Source organism: Streptomyces sp. NPDC047043 (assembly GCF_040644055.1).
Taxonomy (GTDB): Bacteria; Actinomycetota; Actinomycetes; order Streptomycetales; family Streptomycetaceae; genus Streptomyces.
Genome location: NZ_JBEYVO010000029.1, coordinates 1 through 19,935, shown reverse-complemented (window position 1 = coordinate 19,935; position 19,935 = coordinate 1). Strand labels below are relative to the sequence as shown.

The following is a 19,935-nucleotide window of genomic DNA, read 5'->3' as shown; positions in this document are numbered from 1 at the left end:
TGTCACGCCTTTCGCTTGGTCCGGGCCGCCGTCCGCCGGCCGAGCACCGCGGCGAGCGCGCGGCGCGCCCTGCGGGCCAGCCGCCGTACGTTGCCGGGCCTGGGAGTCCGTACCACCTTGACCGAGTTCGAGTCCCCGCGCAGCGTGAGCGGCAGCGGGAGGAAGCGCCGCTCGTCCGCGTCGGGCGCCGGACACAGCGCTGTCCGCCAGGTCGCCCGAGCGAGGTCGGCGACGGGCAGAGCGGCCTCCAGCACCGCCCCGTCCCCGGCCGGGGACAGCGTGCCGGGCGCTTCCACCGTCCGGTCCGACGAGGTGAGCCGCAGCAGCACGCCCGTCTCGGCGGGGACGTGCAGCGGCAGCGCCGTGCGCAGTCGCTCCCCGGAGACATCGACATCCTGGAGACGGCCGAGGCCCAGCCGCTTGGTAGCACGGTCGACGTCCAGGGACAGATTGCCGTGCTGGTCGGTCCAGTACGGCAGCACCACGCGCCCGCCGACGACAGCCGCGGGCGCGGCGGGCCGGGCCTTGCGCGGGCCCGGCCCGATGCGGGACTGCTTGCTCCAGCCACCCAGCCTGACCCGGGCGTACGTGTCCCACAGCCCGTCCCGCAGCGCGGTGCCGTCCATGGCGCCGGACGGGTCGACGGTGGCCGTCGCCTTCAGCACCAGCCGGACCGCGCCGCTGTCCTCGACCGGCACGATCTCCCGGGTGAGCTCGACCGGCTGGAAGTACTGGGCGGCGCTTGCGCGTTCGCGCACCAGCAGGTCCAGGCCGGCGGTGCCGAACCGGGCGACGGTGTCGGCGCCCACCCACGCCACCGCCTCGGCGACGTTCGGCGGCGGCCCGTCCAGCGGGGCACGCACCCCGCCGCCGGGGAAGCTGAGCGGCGTACCGCCCGCCGTGAACTCCGCGGCGAACTCGATCCGCAGCCTGCCCTCCCGCCACTCGACGGTCCCCGGCCGGGCCGACAGGGCGAGCCCTGCCTCCCACTCGGCGAACGCCACGATGTCGTCGTACCGGTCGGCGGCGATCAGCGCGGCCACGACCTGCTGCGTCGGCGGAAGACCGGCCGCGACACCCGGGCCGAAACGCTCGGCGGCGACCTGGTGGATCTCCTCGAACTGCTTGCGCCGGTAGTCGTCCGGCTTGGTGAGGAGCCGCTTGCCGCGCAGCCGCTCCACCATCTCCACGCGCAGCCAGCGCCGGTGCAGCGAGTCGCGCACCTTGCCCGGCTCGGTGTACTGGTCGACGACGTCCAGGGCCTCGCGCAGGTTCTTGAAGTACCCGACCGGGTCGAAGCGTTGGAAGCCCGCGTTGGAGGCGTCGTCCCGGCGGATGTGGTAGTAGCAGACGTAGTCGCCGATCACGGAGACGTTGGCCGCGCGCAGATACGCCTCCGTCACGAAGACGTGGTCCTCCAGCCGGCGTCTGCCCTCCGGGAAGCGCAGGCCGATCTCGTCGAGGAACGCCTTGCGGAACATCTTGTGCGGGGTGAGGCTGTCGATGAGCGGGGCGTTCTCGACGGAGGCGCGCGGGCGGTTGCGGCGGAACAACTCCACCGGCACCGACCGGCCCTGACCGGCCATCTTGCCGACGACGACGTCCGCGCCGTTCTCGACGCCGTAGCCGTACATCCGCTCCAGGGCCTCGTCGCCCAGATGGTCGTCGTTGTCGACGAACATGACGTACTCGCCCTGCGCGGCGGCGATGCCCACGTTGCGGGGCTTGCCCGACCAGCCGGAGTTCTCCTGGTGGAACACCCGGACCCGGGGCTCCTCGGCGGCGAGCGCGTCGAGCCGGGCCGGGGTCTGGTCGGTGGAGCCGTCGTCGACGAAGATCACCTCGTACTCGTCGGGCGGTAGGGACTGCTTGAGCAGCGAGGCGATGCAGTCCTCGATGTAGGGCCCCGGGTTGTAGACGGGGACGATGACGCTGACCTTGACCGGCATCGGGCTCCGAGCCCCCTCGGGTCGCTCGCCGTGTTGTGTTGGGTGCGGTGGCCAGATGCTAACCCGGCGGGGGTCTTTGTCCCACTCGCAGCCCCCTTTTTTGATCACTTTCGGGGTTCGGCTCACCCGTGTGTCTTGGCCGGCACATCCAGAATCCCGGCCGTGGTGCCGGTCTCGCCCAGACGCGGGAAGATCCGCTCGACACCGTTCCGGTGGGCCTCGGGCGCCAGGTCGCTCATGGCGTCGGTGGCGAGCGTGACGTGGTAGCCGTGCTCATGGGCGGCGCGGGCGGTCGACTCCACGCCGATGCTGGTGGCGATGCCGGTCAGCACGATCTGCGTGACTGCGCGACGGCGCAGCCGGACGTCGAGATCGGTCCCGTGGAAGGCACCCCGGTTGCGCTTGGTGACGGTGATGTCGCCGGGGTGACCGGCCAGTTCACCGACGACCGTGTCCCACCCCTCGGCGCGGGCGCCCCCGGGGCGGGGCGTCTCGGTGCGGCCGGGCACGAGGTCCGCGCCGTCGGCGGCCGGACCAGGACCACCGGCAGCCCGCGGTTGCGGAAGGCGTCGGCGAGTTCAGCGGAACGGGTGACGACCTCTGTGCCGGTGTACGACTGCGTGGGCGCGGCGGCGACACCGCCCTGGAGGCCGACCTGCGCGAGGTCGACCGCATCCTGACGGCGGCCCAGGAGACGCTGGACCTCGCACAGCCCGTGGGCCTGATGCTGGTCGCGATCCTGCAGTACGTCCCCGACGCCGAGGACCCCTACGCCCTCACCCGCCGGCTCCTCGACGCCCTCGCACCGGGCAGCCACCTCGTCCTGTCCCACCCCGCAGCGGACATCGGGGCGGAGGAGGTCGCCGAGTCGATGCGCGTGTACAACGAACGAGCCGCCGACCACGCCGGCGCGACACCCCGAACCCACGTCGAGATCAGCCGCTTCTTCACCGGTACGGAACTCCTCGCGCCGGGCGTCGTGGAACTCCCCGAGTGGCATGCGCACGCCCCGGACACCCCGACGCCCGGCCGGCTGCCGATGTGGTGCGGGGCCGGCCGCAAGCCCTGAACGACGCACCGGGCGGCCCGCTCACCCGGCGACGCGGGGGTTCTCTCTAGGCTGCCCGTGTGCGCCTCCTCCTGACGACCGACACCCACCTCCCCAAGCGCGCCAAGGAGCTACCCGCCCGGCTCCTCGCCGAACTGCCGCACGCCGACGTCGTGTTCCACGCCGGGGACTGGGTCGACACCGCCACCCTCGACCTGCTGGAGAGCCGCTGCCGCAGGCTCGTCGGCGTGTACGGCAACAACGACGGACCGGCGCTGCGGGCCAGACTGCCCGAAGTCGCGTACGCCGAGATCGGCGGCCTGCGCTTCGGTGTCGTGCACGAGACGGGTCCCGCACAGGGACGCGAGGCACGCTGTGCCGCCCGCTTCCCGGACCTCGACGTGCTGGTGTTCGGGCACAGCCACATCCCGTGGGACACCACCGCCCCCGGCGGACTGCGCCTGCTCAACCCCGGATCCCCGACCGACCGCCGCCGCCAGCCACACTGCACCTACATGACCGCCACCGCCGACCACGGGCTGCTCACGGACGTACAGCTGCACCGCCTGCCTCCGAGGTAGCCGCCGGTTTCGGAGCAGTGGGGCGGGGCACCCGGGACGGCCGCGACCACGGTGCGACGGCAGTGTCAGACCCGGCTGTTACCAATGAATCATGACTGGATCACCGGCAACGCTTCTGCGGCGTGCGGTGAGCCCCGCACGGCACGCGGGCTCGCCGCGCACCGTCCTGTTCGTGATGTGCACCGGCTACTTCCTGGTGCTCCTCGACGTCACCATCGTCAACGTCGCCCTGCCGAGCATCGGCTCAGGCCTGGGCACCGACGTCGGCGGCCTCCAGTGGGTCGTCGACGGCTACGCCCTGGCCCTCGCGTCCCTCATGCTGACCAGCGGCACGGCCGGAGACCTGTACGGGCACCGGCGCGTGGTGCTCGCCGGGCTCGTCGTCTTCGGCCTCGGCTCACTCGCCTGCGGGCTCGCCCCGGACGTGCCCACCCTGGTGGCCGCCCGGGTCGCGCAGGGAGTCGGCGCGGCGCTGCTGCTGCCGGGCACGCTGGCCATCATCAGCCGCGCGTTCCGCGACCAGGGGGCTCGGGCGCGGGCGATAGGCGTCTGGGCCGGCATCGGCAGCCTGGCACTGCCCGCGGGCCCGCTGCTCGGCGGCGCGCTCACCGACTCTCTCGGCTGGCGGGCCATCTTCCTGCTGAACGTGCCGATCGTGCTGGTCGCCCTGGTGTGGTCCGCCGCCATCGTGCGGGAAAGCAGGGAGGAGCAGGCCCGGCGCCTGGACGTGCCCGGACTGCTGCTCGGCAGCCTGCTGTTGCTGACGACGACCTACACCTTCATCGAGGGCGGACGGGCGGGCGCCGGATCCCCGCAGGTGCTCGCGGCCGTCGTGCTCGCCCTCCTCGCCGTACCGGCGCTCACCATGGCCGAAATACGCCGCGGCGACGACGCGATGCTGCCCGTATCGCTGCTGCGCCGCCCCGCATTCGACGCGGCGAACGTGGCGGCCGGGATCATGAACCTGGGCACGCTCGGCACGCTGTTCGCGCTGATGCTGTTCCTGCAGTCCGTCCAGCACCGCTCGGCGCTGCTCGCGGGCGCCGCGGTCATCCCCCTCTTCGCCCCGCTCGCGATCCTCGCGCCCCTCGGCGGACGCATCACCAGCCGCACAGGGTCGCGCCTTCCGGCCGCCGCGGGCCTGCTGGTCGCCACGGCAGGGCTCGCGCTGCTGGCCCTGGCCGAGCCGCACTCCTCGTACCTGGTCCTGCTCCCCGCGTTCCTGCTGTGGGGTATCGGGATGGGCTTCCTTACCCCGGCGGTCGTCGCCGCGGCCATCGCCGCCGTCCCCGCCGAGCGCTCAGGGCTGGCCTCCGCGATGAACAACACCGCACGTCAGACGGGCGGTGCGATAGGTATCGCGGTGGCCGGCGCGGTCGCCGGACAGCCTGCCGACGAGACGCGCTTCGTACGGGGCTTCCATGCCGTCGCGCTCGGAGCCGCGGGCCTCTACGCGGCCGCCGCGATGCTCGTGCTGATGCTGCTGCCGGGCGCCCTGATACCTGGCGGCGAGCGGTGACCTGCGGGCGGTGAAAGGTGGCTCGGGCGGCGCCGTGCAACAGGATTAGGGGCCGCTCAACAAGATCCGGGCCGCTGCATGCATCTGCGAGCGGCCCGGGCGCTGCGAGTGTGCGCTGTCACGGACCTCCTTCCCGCAGAGGTGCTGTGTCAGGGGGCATAGATGCCTCCGTTGTGCGGCGCTTACCCCTCCGGGAACCACCTCACACACCGAATTTCGGTCGGCTCCTAAAGGGCGCGGAAGGAAGATGCGCTGAGAGAGATCAATGGCGCCGCGATCGCCGCAGTCGCAACACCACCACCGCCACCACGACCACTGCGGCAACTCCGACCGCGGCCCGTTTGGCCACCGGAACCCCGGCCGTGCGGAACAGATCCAGCGGCTCGGTCTCCTCCGGTGGCTCCACGACCGCAGCCGCGGGTTCGACGATCCGCTCCGACAGGCACTGCGCGAACTGGCCGACGAGCCGGTCGCCCACCTCCGCCATCACCCCGCGCCCGAACTGCGCCGGCCGCCCGGTGATCGTCAGATCGGTGCGCACCGACACCGCCGTGCTCCCGTCCTGCTCGGTGAGCGTGCCGGTCACCGTGGCCCGCGCGGTGCCCTGGCCGCGGGTCTCCCGGCCGCTCGCGATCAGCACCATGCGGTGCGCCGACTCGTCCTGTTCCTCGAAGACGGCGGTGCCCTTGTACGTCACGGTGATCGGGCCCACCTTGACCTTCACCGAGCCGGTGACGGTCTTGCCGTCGTACTCCTCGACGGCCGCCCCGGGCATGCAGGGCGCGATCCGTTCGATGTCCAGGAGCGTCTGCCAGGCGTCGTCGACCGGCACGGGCACGGTGAATTCGTGGTTCAGTTCCATGGCTTCCTCCTATGCGCGGTTACGTCGACGGGTGGATCGCGCCTCCGGTGGCCGTCAGCGGGGTGCCGGTGCCGCCCCAGCGCAGGGCGACGATCTCGGCGGCGACGGACACGGCGACCTCCTCGGGCGTACGGGCCCCGAGGTCGAGGCCGACCGGGGAGCGCAGCCGGGACAGTTCGGTTTCGGTGAGCCCGGCATCGAGCAGGCGTTTCATGCGGTCGTCGTGGGTGCGGCGGCTGCCCATCGCCCCGATGTAGGCGGCCGGCCGGCGCAGCGCCTCCTCCAGCAGCGGTACGTCGAACTTGGGGTCGTGGGTGAGGACGCAGATGACGGTGCGCTCGTCGGTGTCGGTGCTCTGCAGGTAGCGGTGCGGCCAGTCGACGATCACCTCCACGGCGTCCGGGAAGCGCTTCGGGGTGGCGAAGACCGGGCGGGCGTCGCACACGGTGACCCGGTAGCCGAGGAAGCTGCCGATGCGGGCGACCGCGGCCGCGTAGTCGATGGCGCCGAAGACGAGCATGCGCGGCGGCGGGGCGAAGGAGTGCAGGAAGACGGTGACCGCGTCCTCGCGGCGCTCGCCGTGCGGGCCGTAATGGCGCAACCCCGTGGCGCCCTGGGCGAGTTCGCCGCGCGCGTCGGCGGTGACGGCCACGTCCAGGCCGGTGGAGCCCAGCGTGCCGGACACCTCGTCCGGCCAGACGGCGAGGGTGGCCCCGATCCTCGCCGGCCCGTCCGTCACCGTCGCCACGGTCACCGGGCGGCCGGCGGCGACGGACTCCGCTACGGCGGCGAAGCCCGGATCGGTCTCCTGGGTGACGGGCCGGACCAGCAGGGTGATCTCGCCGCCGCAGGTGAGCCCGACGGCGAAGGCGTCCTCGTCGCTGTACCCGAAGGTCTCCAGGCGTGCCTCGCCGGTCTCGACGACCTCCTGGGCGAGCTCGAACACCGCCCCTTCCACGCAGCCGCCGGACACACTGCCCACGGCCTCGTCGCCCGGGCCGACCGCCATGGCCGCACCGGGATCGCGCGGGGCGCTGCGGCTCACGGCGACGACGGTCGCCAGGCCGAACGGGACCCGGGCCGTGTACCACTCGCTCAGCGTCGGAAGAATCTCACGCACGATCCGCTCCTTCCACGGGGGCCACAGCCTCGGCCCCTCGCACCACCGCCGCCAACTGTTCCAGCGCCGCCAGGCTGTGTCCCTCGACGAACGCGTCCACGCTCGGCAGCGCGGCTGCCATCCCGGCGGCCAGTGGAGCGTAACCGGGGCGTGCCTTGCGGGGGTTGGCCCAGATCACCCGGTGCGCCAGCCGGTGCAGTCGGCGCATCTGGGCGCCGAGCAGCTCCGGATCGCCGCGCTCCCAGCCGTCCGACAGCAGTACGACCACCGCGCCGCGCGCCATGCCCCGTTGCCCCCAGCGGTTCAGGAACTCGCGCAGCAGCTCGCCGAGCCGGGTGCCGCCGCGCCAGTCGGGCACGGCCGCCGCGAGCGCGGTCATCGCCAAGTCGGGGTCGCGGTGGGACAGTTCGCGGGTCACCCGGGTGAGCCGGGTGCCGATGGTGAACACCTCGGTACGGGCCCCGCGGGCGGCCGCGTGCGCGAAGCGCAGCAGCGCGTCCGCATACGGCGCCATCGAGCCGCTGACGTCCACCAGCAGCACGACCCGCCGCGGCCGCTCGGCGCGCGCGTGCCGCCGCAGCCGTGCGGGCTCGCCGCCGCGCCGCAGCAACTCCCGCACCGTCCGGTGCGGATCGACCTCCCCGCGCCGGGCCGGCCGCCGCCGTGCGCTGCGCCGGGCCTCGCCCCGCAGCGCGAACGCGGCCAGCAGACGCCGCAGTTGCTCGCGCTCGACGGCGTCCAGTTCGGCGACGTCGCGATGGCGCAGCACCTCGGTGGAGCTCGCGAGGGCGGCGGTGGGCGGGGCCTGATGGTGCTCGTCGCGGGCGTTCGCGCGGGGCACGGGACCGTCCCGCAGGACCAGCCGGAGCCGGGGCGGGGGAGCGGCGGCAACGGCCCGACCGGCGGACGGCCCGCCCCCGAAGTAGGCGGCGAACACCCGCTCGTAGCGCTCCAGGTCGTCCCGCCCGCCGCACAACGTCAGCCGCCCCGCCCAGTACACGTCCGCCCGCATCCCGGCCCGCAGCTCGTCCACCGCCCGCAGAAAGGCGTGCACGCGCTCGGCGCTCGCATCGACGCCGGCGGCCCGCAGGGCACGGGCGAAGCCGAGGAGGACGGCGTCGGCGCGGGGCGCTGCGGGCGGATCGCCGTTACCGGACAGGGGGAGGTCCACGCCGCTCACGCCCCCCGCGCCGCGAGCACCGCCGCCAGATCCAGCCCCCGTGCCCGTTCCGCGTCCTCGCGATACTTCAGCACCGAACCCAGCGTCGCCACCGCCAGCTCCGCGTCCACCTCGCTGGCACCCAGCGCGTCCAGGGCCTCGGCCCAGTCGATGGTCTCCGCCACGCCCGGCGGCTTGAGCAGGTCCTGGGAGCGCAGTGCCTGCGCCAGCGCGGTGACCTGCTCCGCCAGCCGCTCGGAGACACCTGGCAACCGCCGCCGTACGATGGCCAGTTCGCGGGCGAAGCCCGGGTGGTCGAACCAGTGGTACAGGCACCGCCGCTTCAGCGCGTCGTGTACCTCGCGCGTGCGGTTGGAGGTCAGGACCACCACGGGCGGCACCTCGGCGCGCAGCGTGCCCAGCTCCGGGATCGTCACCGAGAACTCCGACAGCAGTTCCAGCAGGAACGCCTCGAACTCGTCGTCCGCCCGGTCGATCTCGTCGACCAGCAGCACCGACGGCTGTGTCTCCAGGGCTTGCAGCAGCGGCCGGGAGACCAGGAAGCGGCGGTCGTACAGCTCGCCCTCCAGCCGGTCGGCGTCTTTCACCCCGGCTGCCTCCGCGGCGCGCAGATGCAGCAGTTGGCGGGGGAAGTCCCAGTCGTACAGGGCCTGTGAGGCGTCGATGCCCTCGTGGCACTGCAACCGGATCAGCGGTGCGCCGAGCGCCTCGGCGAGGGCGGAGGCGAGCGCGGTCTTGCCGACGCCCGCGTCGCCCTCGCAGAAGATCGGCCGATGCAGCCTGAGGGCCAGGAAGCAGGCGATGGCCAGTCCGTCGTCGACGAGGTATCCCGTCTCCTCGAGTCTGGCCCGCACCTGTTCCGGGCCGCCCATGCCGTGCGTGTGCGTGATCGGTCCTCACCCCATTCCGGCGGCCACCAGCACCGCCCGCCGGGTGAGCACCCGCGCCAGATGCTCGCGGTACTCCGGCGAGGCGGAGGTGTCCTGCGACGGCCTGGTGCCCTCCGCCGCCGACTCCGCGGCCCGCGCCACGGCCTCGGTGTCGCCGGCGCCCGGCAGGGCCGCCTCCATCGCCGAGGCCCGCAGCGGCGTCGAGCCCATGTTGGTCAGGCCGACGCGCGCCTCGGCGATGTGCCCGTCGTCGCGCCGTACCAGCGCGGCCACGCCGACCATCGCCCAGGACTGCGCCACCTGGTGGAACTTCTCGTAGTGGAAGCCCCAGCCGTCCGCCTTGGGCACCCGTACCTCCACGAGGAGCTCGTCGGGTTCCAGCGCGGACTGGAGGTAGTCCACGAAGAACTCGCGCGCCGGGATCGTGCGCCGCCCGCGCGGGCCCTGGGCCACCAGTTCTGCGTCGAGCGCCAGCACCACCGCGGGCAGGTCCGAGGCCGGATCGGCGTGCGCGAGCGAGCCGCCGAGTGTGCCCCGGTGCCGTACGGCGGGATCCGCGACCGTCGCCGTGGCGGACGCCAGCAGGCCCGCGTGCCGGCGCACCAGTGGATCGTGGACGACGTCGTGGTGGGTGGTCATGGCGCCGATGACGAGCGTGCCGCCGTCCTCGCGCACCCCGCGCAGCTCGGGGATGCGGCCGACGTCCACGACCAGCTCCGGGAAGGCCAGCCGCAGCTTCAGCAGCGGCAGCAGGCTCTGCCCGCCGGCCAGTACCTTCGCCTCCTCGCCGGCGTCGGCGAGGGTGCGCACCGCCTCGTCGACGCTGACCGGACGGGCGTAGTCGAATGCCGGAGGAATCATGACCGGACCTCCTTGCCGGACTGAACCGCTCGCCAGATCCGCTCCGGCGTACAGGGCATCCGAACGTCCTGCACCCCCAGCGGCCGCAGTGCGTCCACGATCGCGTTGACCACGGCCGGCGTGGACGCGATCGTGCCCGCCTCGCCGACTCCCTTGACTCCCAGGGGATTCGAGGTGGCCGGTGTCTCCGTCCGCTCGGTCACGAAGTCCGGCAGGTCCGCCGCGGACGGCACCAGGTAGTCGGCCATCGTGCCGGTGACCAGGTTGCCCTCGTCGTCGTACACGGCCTCCTCGTACAGCGCCTGCGCGATGCCCTGCGCGAGCCCGCCGTGCACCTGGCCCTCGACGATCGTCGGGTTGATGACCTTGCCGACGTCGTCGACACAGACGTACGACCTGATCCGTGTCTGCCCGGTCTCGGTGTCGACCTCGACCGCGCACAGGTGGGTGCCGTGCGGGTAGGAGAAGTTGTCCGGGTCGATCAGGTGCTCGGCGTTGATGCTGGGCTCGAGGCCGTCCGGCAGGTCGTGCGAGGTGAACGTCTCGAAGGCGACCTCCTGGATGGTCTTGCGGGCGTCCGGGGAGCCCTTGACGGAGAACACGCCGTTCGTGAACTCCAGGTCGTTCTCGCTGGCCTCGAGCAGGTGCGCGGCGATCTTCCGGGCTTTCTCGACCACCTTCAGCGCCGCATGGTGCACGGCCGTCCCGCCCACGACGAGCGAGCGCGACCCGTAGGTGTCCATGCCCTGCGGGGCCGCCCTGGTGTCGCCGTGCACCACTTCGACGTCCTCGAACGGCACGCCCAGCACATCGGCGGCGATCTGGCTCCAGCAGGTCACATGGCCCTGCCCGTGCGGGCTGGTGCCGGTGACCACCTCGACCTTGCCGGTCGGCAGCATCCGGATGGTCGCCGCCTCCCAGCCGCCGGCCGCGTACCGCAGGTCCCGCAGCACCCGGCTCGGCGCGAGCCCGCACATCTCGGTGTACGTCGACACACCGATGCCGAGCCGTACGGTGTCGCCCCGGTGATTGCGGTCCGCCTGCTCGGCACGCAGCTTGTCGTAGTCGAACAGCGCGAGCGCCTTCTCGGTCGCGGCCTCGTAGTTGCCGCTGTCGTACGTCAGACCCGCGATCGACGTGTACGGGAACTCCTCGTGCCTGATCCAGTTCCGCCGCCGCAACTCGACCGGATCCAGGCCGAGTTCGACGGCCAGCTCGTCCATGATCCGTTCGATGGCGAACGTCGCCTCCGGGCGCCCGGCACCCCGGTACGCGTCGGTCGGTGTCCTGGTCGTGAAGACTCCGGTGCACGTGAAGTCGTAGGAGTCCATCTTGTAGATCGCCGGGTACATGAAGGCGCCCAGGATCGGGATGCCGGGTGTGACCAGCATCAGATACGCGCCCATGTCGACCAGCAGTTCGACCTTGAGGCCGAGCAGCTTGCCGTCCCGGTTCGCGGCGATCTCGATGTCCTGGATCATGCCGCGGCCGTGGTGGGTGGCCAGGTAGCCCTCGGAGCGGGACTCCGTCCACTTCACGGGCCGGCCGGTCTTCCGGGCCACCGCGAGCGCGAGCGCTTCCTCGCCGTACACCTGGAGCTTGGAGCCGAAACCGCCGCCCACGTCGGGGGCGACCACCCGGATCTTGTGCTCGGGGATGCCGGTGACCACCGCCATCATGACGCGCACGATGTGCGGGATCTGCGTGGACGAGTACAGCGTGTACTCGCCGGAGGCGGCGAGCGGGGTGACGACGACCGCGCGCGGTTCCATCGCGTTGGGGATGAGCCGCTGGTGGTGGTAGCGGCGCTTGACCGTCACCTCGGCGCGCTGCCGTACGGAGTCGAAGTCCTCGCCGGTCTTCAGCGGCCAGACGTAGCAGCGGTTGGTGCCCTTGTCGGAGTGGACCAGCGGGGAGTCGTCGGTGAGCGCGGCCTCCAGGTCCAGGACCGGTGGCAGCGGCTCGTAGTCGACCTCGATCGCCTCCAGGGCGTCGGCGGCCGCGTAGCGGTCGCGGGCCACCACGAGCGCCACCGGGTCACCGGCGTGGCGCACCTCGTCGACGGCGATCGGCGGGTGGTCGGGCAGCACGATGTCCTCGGTGACCGGCCAGGCGCACGGGAGGGAGCCCAGTCCCTCGGCGAGGTCGGCGCCGCTGAACGCGGCGATGACACCGGGGCGTTCACGGGCCGGCGAGACGTCGACGCGGGTGATGCGGGCGTGCGCCATGGGGCTGCGCAGGATCGCCATGTGCAGCAGTCCGTTGACGCTGATGTTGTCGGTCCAGTTGGTCTGCCCGGTGATCAGCCGGGCGTCCTCCTTGCGCGGCCGGGCACGCCCGACCTCGCCTTCCACGGCCTGGTCGGTCATGCCGGGACCTCCTGTTCGGAGGCGGCCTGTACGGCCCGCACGATGTTCTGGTAGCCGGTGCAGCGGCACAGGTTCCCCTCGAGGGCGTGCCGGATCTCCTCCGTGGTGGGGTGCGGGTGCTCGCGCAGCAGGTCCCGCGCGGCCATCAGCATGCCCGGCGTGCAGTAGCCGCACTGCAGGGCGTGCTTCTCGTGGAAGGCGCGCTGCAGGGCGCTCAGCTCCCCGTCCTGGGCCAGCCCCTCGACCGTCGTCAGCTCACCTCCGTCCGCCTGGACGGCGAGCACGGAGCAGCTCTTGACGCTGACGCCGTCCAGTTCGACCGTGCAGGCCCCGCAGTTCGAGGTGTCGCAGCCGATGGGGGTGCCGGTCAGACCGAGACGGTCGCGCAGGTAGTGGACGAGGAGGAGACGGGGTTCCACGTCGTCCTCGTACGTCGTGCCGTCCACCTTCACCGAGATGTGGGTCATGTGCCCTCCAGAGACCGAGCGGGCGGAAGTGAGGGGAACAGGGGAAAGCAACGCCCGGGCGTGATGTACGTCACTCTATGACCGCGCACGGGAGGCGGCGAGTGCTGTGGCCGGGTTCGTTGAGCGTTAATGCATTGCCGCCGTCGAGCCCGTTCTGCTGCACTGCTCGGGAAGCGACGTAGAAGACTCAAGGAGCAGCAATGCGCACTGCGTGCATGTCCACCCAGGAAGGAACGACCCCCTCTGCTAAGGACATGACGCTTCGTGCACTTGCTCAACCTCGGCATTCTCGCCCACGTAGACGCAGGTAAGACCAGCCTCACCGAGAGGCTGCTGCACACGGCCGGAGTCATCGACGAGATCGGCAGCGTCGACGACGGCAGCACCCGGACCGACACCCTCGCGCTGGAGCGCCGGCGCGGTATCACCATCAAGTCCGCGGTCGTCTCGTTCCCGGTCGACGACGTCACGGTCAACCTCATCGACACCCCCGGCCACCCCGACTTCATCGCCGAGGTGGAACGGGTGCTCGGCGTGCTCGACGGCGCCGTACTCGTCGTCTCGGCCGTCGAGGGCGTCCAGGCGCAGACCCGCGTCCTGATGCGGACACTCCAGCGGCTGCGCATCCCGACGCTGATCTTCGTCAACAAGATCGACCGCCGCGGGGCACGCCACGAGGGCGTCCTGCGCGCGATCTCCCGGCGGCTCACGCCGGCGATCGTGCCGATGGGGACCGCCGACGGGCTGGGTACACCGGACGCCCGTTTCGCTCCCGGACTCGCGCCGACGGCACTCGACGTTCTGGCCGATCATGACGACGACCTGCTCGCCGCCTATGTGTCGGGCAGTGGTATGTCACATGACACACTGCGTGCCGCCCTCACCGCCCAGACCCGCCAGGCCGTCGCCCACCCCGTCTACTTCGGCTCCGCCATCACCGGCGCGGGCGTGGACGCCCTGCTCACCGGCGTCAAGCAGCTCCTGCCCCCGGCCGGCGGCGACCCGGACGGGCCGGTCTCCGGCACCGTCTTCAAGGTCGAGCGCGGCCCGGCGGGGGAGAAGGTGGCGTACGCCCGGATGTTCTCCGGCACCCTGCGCACCCGCGACCGCATCCCCTTCGGCGAGGCCCGCCAGGCGGGCAGGGTCACCGCGATCAGCGTCTTCGGCCACGGCACCGAACTGCGCGAGGACGCCGTGCCCGCCGGACGCATCGCCAGGCTGTGGGGTCTGGCCGACGTCAGGATCGGCGACCCGATCGGCGAACCGCACACGGCGTACGAGCGCTTCTTCGCGCCGCCGACCCTGGAGACGGTCGTTGTCCCGGGCCCCGGCGTGGACGGCAGGGAGCTGCATCTCGCCCTGGCCCGGCTCGCCGAACAGGACCCGCTGATCGACCTGCGCCACGACGAGGTGCGCCGGGAGACCTCCGTGTCCCTCTACGGCGAGGTGCAGAAGGAGGTCGTCCAGGCCACCCTCGCCGAGGAGTTCGGGCTCGACGTGACCTTCCGCGAGACCACGACCATCTGCATCGAATGGCCCGTCGGCTCCGGGGCGGCGGTCGAGTTCAACAAGAAGTCCCCGAACCCCTTCCTGGCCACCGTCGGCCTGCGCGTCGACCCCTCGCCCACCGGCTCGGGAGTGGACTTCCGGCTGGAGGTGGAGCTCGGGTCCATGCCGTACGCCTTCTTCAAGGCCGTCGAGGACACCGTCCGCGAAACCCTCGGCCAGGGTCTGCACGGCTGGCAGGTCGCCGACTGCACGGTCACCATGACCCACTGCGGCTACTCGCCCCGCCAGAGCCACGCCCACCAGGGCTTCGACAAGAGCATGTCGAGCACCGGCGCCGACTTCCGCGGGGTGACGCCGCTGGTCCTGATCGAGGCGCTGCGGCGCGCCGGCACCCAGGTGTACGAGCCCATGCACCGCTTCCGCGTCGAGGCCCCGGCCGACACCCTCGGCGCCCTGCTGCCGGTGCTGGCCGCGCTGCGGGCCGTACCGCACACGACCGAGACGCGGGATGCCGTCTGCGCCCTGGAGGGCGCGGTCCCGGCCGGCCGGGTGCACGAGCTGGGGCAGCGGCTGCCCGGACTCACGCGCGGCGAGGGCGAGTTGGAGAGCGCCTTCGACCACTACGCACCGATCACGTACGGAACGGTTCCCGAACGTCCGCGCACTGATCACAACCCCCTCAACCGCAAGGGGTACCTGTTGAACGTGACGCGTCGGGTGGGGAGTTGAGGTGGCCGGGAAAGAACGTCATCGGAAATCCTGATACTTACTCAAGAGTCAGAAGTATTGACGGTGTCCGGAAATCACCGGACTGTAGTGAACATGCCGAATATCCGGACACGTCTGCTCCTTGTGCTGGTTGTCCTCTTCGGATCTCTGACGGTGGCGGGTGCGCCGTCCGCCTCCGCCGCCACCCTCCCCGGCTCCCTCTGGTTCGACGAGTCACCGCTGACCGTGCAGAACGGCAGATTCGTCGACGCCAACGGCCGCGAGGTCGTGCTGCGCGGCTACAACGTCTCCGGCGAGACCAAACTGGAGGAGAACAGCGGCCTGCCCTTCGCCTCGGTCTCCGACGCGAAGAAGTCCGCGACCGCGCTGCGCGCCCTCGGCGGCGGCAACTCGGTCCGCTTCCTGCTCTCCTGGGCCCACGCCGAACCCACCCGCGGCACCGTCGACACCACCTACTTGTCCGCCGTGACCGACCAGATGCGCGCCTTCCTCGACGCCGGCATCCGCGTCTACCCCGACTTCCACCAGGACCTCTACTCCCGCTACCTGTTCAACTCCGGCAGCTGGTACACGGGCGACGGAGCCCCCAAGTGGGCGGTGGCGCTGGGGGGTTACCCGCAGGAGTCGTGCGGCATCTGCCTCTTCTGGGGCCAGAACATCACCCAGAACCAGGCGGTGACGAAGGCCCAGTACGACTTCTGGCACAACAACTACGGCCTCCAGGACAGCTTCCTGGACACCGCCCAGAAGACCATGGCGTATGTCGAACAGCACCTGAGCGACGCGGAGTTCGCGGGAGTGGTCGGCTTCGACCCCTACAACGAGCCGTACGCGGGCAGCTACGACTCGGGCCAGACCAGCCGCACTTGGGAACAGAACGTGCTGTGGCCCTTCTACCAGAAGTTCCGGGCCCGGATGGACGCGGCCGGCTGGCAGGACAAGCCCGCCTTCGTCGAACCGAACCTCTTCTGGAACGCCAACATCGACTCCCAGAAGCAGGTGGGCGGACTGCTCGACGCGGGCACGCTGGGCCCGCGCTACGTGTTCAACACGCACTTCTACGACCAGAAGGCCATCTCCGGGATCCTGATGTGGGGCAACGCCTCCGACGGGCAGTACTCGACGGACTTCGGGACGATCCGCGACCGGGCGTCGGCCGCGGGGACGGCCGCCGTGGTCAGCGAGTTCGGCCATCCGCTGTCCGGGACGGTGTCCGGCAAGGCGCCGACGGTCGACAAGGCGATGTACCAGGCCCTCGACTCCCGTCTGCCGGGTTCCGGTTGGTGGTCCAACCCGGCCTCCTCGGGCCCGGTGCTGTCCGGCAACCAGTGGCAGTGGGACGTCTACAACGGCCGCCACCACGAACTGATGAACGACAACGCCGACAAGGTGCAGACCTCCGGTGACGCCTGGAACGACGAGGACCTCTCCGCCGTGAAGCTCGACGACTCGGGTGTGGTGACGCTCCGTCAGGACGCCCGGCTCCTCGACCGCGTCTACCCGAGCGCCACCGCGGGCGCCACCCTCGCCTTCACCTACGAGGACCGCTCCCGCGACGGTTCCACGACCCTGACCTGGAACCCGGTGCCGAGTTCGCTGCCGAGCGTGTCCCAGTTGGTCGGCTCCGGCCAGTACGGGCTGCTGGTGTGGAAGTCGGGCAGCGGCTCGGCACCCACCGAACTGCACCTGCCCGCGTCCTTCCCCACGGCCACGACCACGGTCGTCTCCGACCTCGGTACGGTCTACGGCCCGCCCGCGTACACGTCCTCGACACCGGTCGGCGCGGCCCTCGAGCCGGGCGGCACGGGCAGCCGCCGACTGCTGCTCACCGACGCGGACTCCGGCGTCCTGCACTACGCGCTGGTGACCAACGGAGCGACGTCACCGTCGGCGAGCCTGCTCAGCGCGGCCAGGTCGGAGCTCGCGGCATGGGCGGCGGCGCACTTCTGACCGGGTGACTCGGGCGGGCGGCTGGCCGGGGATCTTCTCCGACACGTCCGCCCGAGGTTCGACGGCGGCCGTGCGACCCGCGTCCCGCATGCGGCCGTACGCGTAGACGCAACCGGCGAGCGTCAGGTCTTCACCGGGATGAGGAGCAGTACCGGCACAATCGTCAGGGCGCTGACCAGCGGGAACATCAGCCGGGCGCCGTAGCGGTCGGTGAGGGCGCCGGCCGGGACCCGGCCCAGTGAGCCGACCAGGACCGGCACGGCGACCAGCAGGGACTGGTCGGAGGAGCTCATGTGCAGCCGGTCGTCCAAGCTGCCGGCCAAGGGGGCGAGGAGGTTCCAGGCTCGGAAGGTGAGGATGAAGCCGAGCGTCGCCACCACCAGGTTGCGCCAGGCCGCGGCGGAGGGTCTGTCCCTGACGGACGGCTGATGGCTGGAGGGACCGGTCATGGGCGCGCTCCCGGCTTCGACGTGCGGACCCCGGGGCCGGCGGTGACTCGGACACGTCGCACCTCCGGCAACGACTCTCATGATCGGCCGCAGCCGTGGCATCCGCATCTCGGAACCCGCCCGGCCGGCACCGGACGGCAACGACGGCGCCGGACTTCGTCGTCCGGCGCCGTCGACGTCCATAGGGAGGTCAGCTCGTGGGCGTACCCGACCAGTCGGCCTGGACATGTCCGAGCCGCACCCGCTGCGGATGGTCACCGACGGAGACGGACGTGACCTTCTGCCCGGTCGCGAAGTCGATCGCCGTGACCTGGTCGGCGCCGCTCTCGGAGATGATGCAGTCCTTGCCGTCGCCGCTGACCGTGGCCCAGTACGGCTTGGACGCGGTGACCAGCGGTCCCTCCTGGAGGGTGGTGCGGTCGACGACCGTCGCGTAGTCGTCCATCGTGCCCGCGACGCACAGCTTGGTGCCCGCCGGGTTCATCGAAATCCCGTGGTGGCGCGAGTCGTTGACCCAGGTGGTGCGGTCCTCGCTGGTCGCCGGGTTCTTCGGCAGCGTCTTCACCCGGGTGATCTTGTCCGAGGCGACGTCGTACTCCAGGAAGCCGTTGAAGAAGGACACCTGGAAGTAGAGCTTGGACTCGTCCGGTGAGAAGACGGCCGGGCGGACGGCGTCGGAGAAGTTGGTCAGCCCGATGGCGTCCAGCCGGTCCCGCATGTCGATGATCTTCACTTGTTTGTACGTCGTCGCGTCCACGACCGTGATGTGCCGGTCGCCCTTCGTCCAGTCCCAGGCCGGGTCGTCGAGGGAGGTGTTGACGTCCCCGATGGCCATGTTCCAGATGTACTTGCCGTCCTTGGTGAAGATGTTCTCGTGCGGCTTGTCGCCGGTCGCGAACGAGCCCAGCTGCTTGCCGGTGTTGATGTCCAGCACATGCACGGTGTTCGCGGTCGAGGCGGACACCGCGACCCGGGTGCCGTCGGGGGAGACCGCCATGTGGTCGGAGCGGTAACCCGACACCGGGAAGCGCCAGTTGATGCTGCCGGTGGCGAGGTCGATCGAGACCACGTCGGCGAAGCTCGGCCGGGAGACCACCACCGACTTGCCGTCCGGGGTGGAGTACATGTCGTCCACGAACTGGTCGTGACCCTCGCCGACGCCGTTGCGGATCGCCATGAAGTAGATCCACTTGATCGGGTCCGCGTTGATCTCCGCCATCCGTGCGTCCTTGTCCGGGATGACGTTGATCCGGCCGACCTTCGCGAAGTCTCCGGTGGACTTGATGACGTCCGCGGTGCCGTCCCAGTTGTTGCCGACGAACATCACCTCGCGCAGGGCGGCGGCGGAGGAGGAGTCCGTGGCGGCGCCGGCTGCGGTCGCGGCGGTGACGGTCAGGATGAGGGCGGCGGCTGCGGAGCAAAGGTGCCTGGGTCTGAAGGCAGGCATGAGTGCTCTCTCCTCTGCGGGTGGTGGCGTGGGCATGCCAAGGCGGAAGGCTGAATCCGAATCACTGAATCTGAACAGGAGCACGTTCAGACTGTTACTTACTGGAAAGTAAGGAAGAGGCGCCCTTCTCCACAAGACTGCGTACACGACAAAATTGACGGATCAGGCGACGGAGGAGGGTCAGTGGCGGGCAGGCTCAGGGCGCCGACCGGCCGGTACGGCGGCAAGACCGCTGCTCAGCGGCAGGCGGAGCGGCGCAGCAGATTCCTCGACGCCGCGCTCGAGCTGTTCGGCGCCGACCCCGGCTACCGGGCCACCACGGTCGCGGCCCTGAGCGAGGCCGCGGGTCTGTCCACCCGTCAGTTCTACGAGGAGTTCCGCACCCTCGAGGACGTGCTGGCCGCCCTGCATCTGCAGGTCAACGACTGGGCCGAGGAAGCCGTGTTGACCGCGTTCGCGGAGGCGCAGGGGCTGCCGCTCGCCGAGCGTGTCACGGCGATCTTCCGGGCCTACGCCGCGAACGTCACCGGCGATCCGCGCCGGATCAGGATCACCTTCGTCGAGATCATCGGCGTCAGCGCCAGGCTGGAGGAGCAGCGCCTGGCCCGCCGCTCCCGCTGGGTGGACCTCATCTGCGCCGAGGCCGAGTCGGCCGCCGCCAACGGAGAGGCGGCCTCCCGCGACTACCGCATCGCCGCGACCGCTTTCATCGGCAGCGTGAACGGCCTGCTCCACGACTGGAGCGCGGGCTGGGTGAACGCGACGCTGGACGAGGTGGTGGACGAACTGGTCCGGCAACTGCTGGCGATTCTGCGACCGCCGGGGTGGGCTGTGCCGGGCGAATGACGGGCGGGTGCGGTGCTTTCGGGGGAGCCGTCGCGATGTGGCCCGCCGTTCCCGCTCTGTGTCGCCTAGGGCGTTTCGTTTAGATCATCGGATCGTTGGTCTGGTGTGTCGTTGAGTGATGCGCAGTGGGCGCGGATCGAGCCGTTGCTCCCGGACCGG

General features: G+C 71.2%; 14 protein-coding genes and 3 pseudogenes. 6 read left to right on the top strand and 11 right to left on the bottom strand.

The window, feature by feature from the left end:
• Positions 1–2: 2 nt before the first annotated feature.
• Together ABZ880_RS37605 and ABZ880_RS37600 are read right to left on the bottom strand one after the other, a co-directional pair.
• Positions 3–1,949: a glycosyltransferase gene (locus ABZ880_RS37605; protein WP_361272725.1), complete on the bottom strand. Its 1,947-nt coding sequence runs from the start codon at positions 1,947–1,949 to the stop codon at positions 3–5.
• A 122-nt stretch (positions 1,950–2,071) separates the two neighbouring features.
• A pseudogene (locus ABZ880_RS37600) lies at positions 2,072–2,640 on the bottom strand (isochorismatase family protein).
• Between ABZ880_RS37600 and ABZ880_RS37595 the strand changes: the two are divergent.
• From ABZ880_RS37595 to ABZ880_RS37585, 3 genes and pseudogenes are all read left to right on the top strand, one after another.
• A pseudogene (locus tag ABZ880_RS37595) lies at positions 2,593–3,018 on the top strand (SAM-dependent methyltransferase); the annotation flags it as partial. The pseudogenes ABZ880_RS37600 and ABZ880_RS37595 overlap by 48 nt on opposite strands.
• Positions 3,019–3,077: 59 nt before the next feature.
• Positions 3,078–3,578: a metallophosphoesterase gene (locus tag ABZ880_RS37590; protein WP_361272722.1), complete on the top strand. Its 501-nt coding sequence runs from the start codon at positions 3,078–3,080 to the stop codon at positions 3,576–3,578.
• A gap of 91 nt (positions 3,579–3,669) precedes the next feature.
• A complete protein-coding gene (locus tag ABZ880_RS37585) occupies positions 3,670–5,097 on the top strand; it encodes an MFS transporter (protein ID WP_361272720.1) in 1,428 nt (475 codons plus the stop codon).
• Between the two features lie 262 nt (positions 5,098–5,359).
• Here the strand turns inward: ABZ880_RS37585 and ABZ880_RS37580 are convergent, their stop codons facing one another.
• From ABZ880_RS37580 to ABZ880_RS37550, 7 genes are read right to left on the bottom strand one after another with little or no spacing between them, the layout of a single operon-like run.
• Positions 5,360–5,959, bottom strand: coding sequence for an SRPBCC family protein (locus ABZ880_RS37580; RefSeq protein WP_361272717.1), 600 nt, complete (start codon positions 5,957–5,959; stop codon positions 5,360–5,362).
• A gap of 19 nt (positions 5,960–5,978) precedes the next feature.
• Positions 5,979–7,079, bottom strand: coding sequence for an XdhC/CoxI family protein (locus tag ABZ880_RS37575; protein ID WP_361272714.1), 1,101 nt, complete (start codon positions 7,077–7,079; stop codon positions 5,979–5,981).
• Positions 7,072–8,250 carry a VWA domain-containing protein gene (locus tag ABZ880_RS37570; RefSeq protein WP_361272712.1) on the bottom strand — a complete coding sequence of 393 codons (1,179 nt, stop codon included), beginning with the start codon at positions 8,248–8,250 and terminating at the stop codon, positions 7,072–7,074. Before ABZ880_RS37570 ends, ABZ880_RS37575 begins: the two co-directional genes overlap by 8 nt.
• A gap of 5 nt (positions 8,251–8,255) precedes the next feature.
• A complete protein-coding gene (locus tag ABZ880_RS37565; protein ID WP_361272710.1) occupies positions 8,256–9,131 on the bottom strand; it encodes a MoxR family ATPase in 876 nt (291 codons plus the stop codon).
• Positions 9,132–9,155: 24 nt separating this feature from the next.
• Entirely contained in the window at positions 9,156–10,010 is an 855-nt protein-coding gene (locus tag ABZ880_RS37560) for a xanthine dehydrogenase family protein subunit M (protein WP_361272707.1), read from the bottom strand.
• Positions 10,007–12,379 carry a molybdopterin cofactor-binding domain-containing protein gene (locus ABZ880_RS37555; protein ID WP_361272705.1) on the bottom strand — a complete coding sequence of 791 codons (2,373 nt, stop codon included), beginning with the start codon at positions 12,377–12,379 and terminating at the stop codon, positions 10,007–10,009. Before ABZ880_RS37555 ends, ABZ880_RS37560 begins: the two co-directional genes overlap by 4 nt.
• Positions 12,376–12,846, bottom strand: a complete 471-nt coding sequence (locus ABZ880_RS37550; RefSeq protein ID WP_361272702.1) for a (2Fe-2S)-binding protein — start codon at positions 12,844–12,846, stop codon at positions 12,376–12,378. The genes ABZ880_RS37555 and ABZ880_RS37550 overlap by 4 nt, the downstream gene beginning before the upstream one ends.
• Positions 12,847–13,110: 264 nt before the next feature.
• Between ABZ880_RS37550 and ABZ880_RS37545 the strand changes: the two genes are divergently transcribed.
• Both ABZ880_RS37545 and ABZ880_RS37540 read left to right on the top strand, forming a co-directional pair.
• Entirely contained in the window at positions 13,111–15,084 is a 1,974-nt protein-coding gene (locus ABZ880_RS37545; protein ID WP_361272700.1) for a translation factor GTPase family protein, read from the top strand.
• A gap of 93 nt (positions 15,085–15,177) precedes the next feature.
• A complete protein-coding gene (locus ABZ880_RS37540; RefSeq protein ID WP_361272697.1) occupies positions 15,178–17,034 on the top strand; it encodes a cellulase family glycosylhydrolase in 1,857 nt (618 codons plus the stop codon).
• 134 nt (positions 17,035–17,168) lie between these two features.
• On the opposite strand, the pseudogene ABZ880_RS37535 reads toward ABZ880_RS37540, so the two are convergent.
• Positions 17,169–17,483 (bottom strand): annotated as a pseudogene (locus tag ABZ880_RS37535) (MFS transporter); the annotation flags it as partial.
• A 190-nt stretch (positions 17,484–17,673) separates the two neighbouring features.
• Positions 17,674–18,930, bottom strand: a complete 1,257-nt coding sequence (locus tag ABZ880_RS37530) for a YncE family protein (RefSeq protein WP_361272695.1) — start codon at positions 18,928–18,930, stop codon at positions 17,674–17,676.
• Between the two features lie 183 nt (positions 18,931–19,113).
• Here ABZ880_RS37530 and ABZ880_RS37525 point away from each other — a divergent pair, with 183 nt between their 5' ends.
• Positions 19,114–19,776 carry a TetR/AcrR family transcriptional regulator gene (locus ABZ880_RS37525; protein WP_361272693.1) on the top strand — a complete coding sequence of 221 codons (663 nt, stop codon included), beginning with the start codon at positions 19,114–19,116 and terminating at the stop codon, positions 19,774–19,776.
• The last annotated feature ends 159 nt before the right edge of the window (positions 19,777–19,935 follow it).